The sequence below is a fragment of the Mesorhizobium sp. M1E.F.Ca.ET.063.01.1.1 genome, assembly GCF_003998155.1.
Taxonomy (GTDB): domain Bacteria; phylum Pseudomonadota; class Alphaproteobacteria; order Rhizobiales; family Rhizobiaceae; genus Mesorhizobium.
The window spans coordinates 1-2567 of sequence record NZ_RZSC01000807.1 but is presented as its reverse complement, the minus strand read 5'-3'; the positions used below and the strand labels follow the sequence as shown (position 1 = coordinate 2567).

Genomic DNA, 2567 nt, shown 5'->3' with positions numbered 1-2567 from the left:
ACTGAGTGGCTCGCTCCCCGCATTCGAAGCGGTGCCTGCGAGCCTTCAATTTGGTTGTCGGCGGATTGCTTGGACACTGACCTCCAATCCCGAGCATTCGCCGATAAGAAGGGCGCCCAGTTCCCGGGCGCCCTTTTTCAATTGTACGATCCTGGGGTCCGCGCAAGCGATATAGCGCGCGCACCACTGCAGGCCAGTTGCCTCCGACAGATGCCCATTCCGTAAGCCCATCGGGCTATTATCAGCGTCCTCGCGAATTACAGGCGGGGGGAACGCCCGACCCCACACCAAGCCGACCAGGACGACTCGCAGGCGGACAGGCCGTCGGGCTTCTTGTGCCGGCGGTGATCTCATGCAAGCGCAACATGTCTCTCCGATCCCAATGGCGCTATCGGCTCTAAACTGGTGCGCTTACAATGCATCTTCTTGTCGGCCGCAGATTCGAGCAATTCTGTGGGTGGTGAGAGCCTTCCAAGCTCACTGAATTGCGCCGTGCGGGACCAATTATGCATATCCTTCTTGCGGATTTTCTGTTCGTGACGATCTGCGGTGGAGGATGCAACGCGATGATGGGAGTTGCCAAGGCGCATGCCGGAGGGTAAACGCCGGCGCGGAACCGGACTGCCCCGGACCGTTTGGCATCATCTCACAGGAACCAGTATGAGGCGTCAAACCCGACCATTTATCTTGGAAGTCAAACGTAAGCGCGGCATTTCAAAACAGGCGCGGTCGATTTGGGGGGATTTGGACATATCGGCGGCCATCGCCGAGACAAAGAGCTTGGCGGAGGCGGCAGAGCAGCCCAATTGTCAGACTATTGATTTCACCGTATCCTCGTCGGATCCTGAATATCTGTTCAATCCGCAAGCGGAGATTATTATGCCGGATACGAATGCCGCTGAAACTTCATCCCCCTCTGACCTGCCTTCGAAAGTGGTAACGCCAAAGGGCAAGAGAAAGGTTACGCAATCGCGCAAGTCCAAGCCAGCGAAATCATTGTCTGCTCATACCAATGGTGCTGAGACGCAGGCTCGGACGTCAGACGCGGCGGCACCAATTCGAAACGGCCGCAAAATCTACTCTGCAAAGGAGCGAGCCGAGAAGCTCTCCGAGATGCAAAAGTCCATGGACCGCGGCGGCACTTTGAAACTGGCGGCAAAGCAGGCGGGCATTTCGGAACAGACCTACTATCACTGGAAGCGGGCCTCCGCACCCGAAGCCCGTGGCGACGATCTCAAGGACCTGCTGGCGCTCGAGGATGAAAACAAGCGTCTAAAAGCGCTGCTCGCTCAGCGCCTTCGCAAGGAGAACGCGGAACTCAAAATGAAGCTTGGCATGGCTTAGAATCCTCTGGTTCGCAGACAGCCGGGAGCGGCGACGGCAGGCGTGAGACGTCCCCAATAGCTAGCCCCGATTGAACCGAGCAGTCGGTCTCTCGCCTGACTTTGAGCGGGGGGCTATGGCCGCGTTAGGGGTATGGCGGCCCACAGCAATTGGGCCGCTGCGGCGCTTCTTGCAGAAGAGCATTTGCTTCGGCCACAGCGCCCTAAGCAAATAATAACGTTGGCCACAGAATAAGCGCTCGACCTAGCACTCCTCCAAGGGTGTGCCGCGGGGGAGGAGTCCGGCAGGGCGCTGCTCTTGGGTCAGGTCAACCGTCCTTTGTTGTTTGTTCAAGTCGGACATCGTAGCTGGCGAACGAGCGATCCTAAGCCGCGGCGCCGTGCTGAACTGGCAGCTAGATCATAGCCCACCGATACACAGGTATTTCATCTCGAGGTAATCCTCGAGCCCGTGGCGCGACCCTTCGCGTCCGATGCCGGATTGCTTGATGCCGCCGAAGGGAGCTGCCTCCGAGGACATGCGGCCGGTGTTGATGCCGACCATTCCGTACTCAAGTGCCTCGGCAACCTGCCAGACGCGCTTGAGATTTGAAGCGTAAAAATAGGCAGCAAGCCCATAGATCGTGTCGTTGGCCTCACGAACGACCTGATCCGGGTCCACGAACGAGATGACCGGCGCCAATGGCCCGAATGTCTCTTCCTGCGCAACCGCCATTTCGCTCGTCACTTCGGTGAGTACCGTCGGTTGGAAGAAGGTGCCTTCCCTGCCGATGCGCGCGCCTCCACACCGGATCGCGCTGCCTTTCGCGACGGCATCAGTTATGTGAGTTTCGATCTTGGCGAGCGCTTGCCTGTCGATCAGCGGGCCGATTGCTACGTAGGGCTCGAAGCCGTCGCCCACCGAAAGCTGACGGACCTTTTCGACGAATTTTGAGACAAACACGTCGTGCACGCCTGACTGGACGTAGAGGCGGTTGGCCGAAACGCAGGTCTGGCCTGCATTGCGGAACTTTGCCTGGATCGCGCCGTCAACCGCCGCGTCGACATCGGCATCGTCAAAGACGATGAACGGTGCGTTGCCGCCGAGCTCAAGGCTAAGTTTCTTGATCTGGTCCGAGCACTGCCGCATCAGCAGCCGTCCGACCTCGGTTGAGCCTGTGAAGCTGATCTTACGCACCTTGGGATTGGCGCAAAGTTCCTGGCCTGTCGCCCCGCCATCGGAGG

The 2567-nt window shown here is 58.8% G+C and carries 2 protein-coding genes; one reads left to right on the top strand and one right to left on the bottom strand.

The genetic code is table 11. The annotated features are described in order from the left end of the window. Window positions 1–660: 660 nt before the first annotated feature. Window positions 661–1344 carry a transposase gene (locus EOA29_RS43430; RefSeq protein WP_245468642.1) on the top strand — a complete coding sequence of 228 codons (684 nt, stop codon included), beginning with the start codon at window positions 661–663 and terminating at the stop codon, window positions 1342–1344. 399 nt (window positions 1345–1743) lie between these two features. On the opposite strand, the gene EOA29_RS32605 is transcribed toward EOA29_RS43430, so the two are convergent. After that, window positions 1744–2567 (bottom strand): aldehyde dehydrogenase family protein (locus EOA29_RS32605; RefSeq protein ID WP_127222155.1); only part of this gene is annotated, 824 nt, incomplete at its 5' end.

Bases quoted from the DNA above. Each gene is read 5' to 3' on its own strand.
- EOA29_RS43430 (WP_245468642.1), top strand. From the start codon at position 661: ATGAGGCGTCAAACCCGACCATTTATCTTGGAAGTCAAACGTAAGCGC.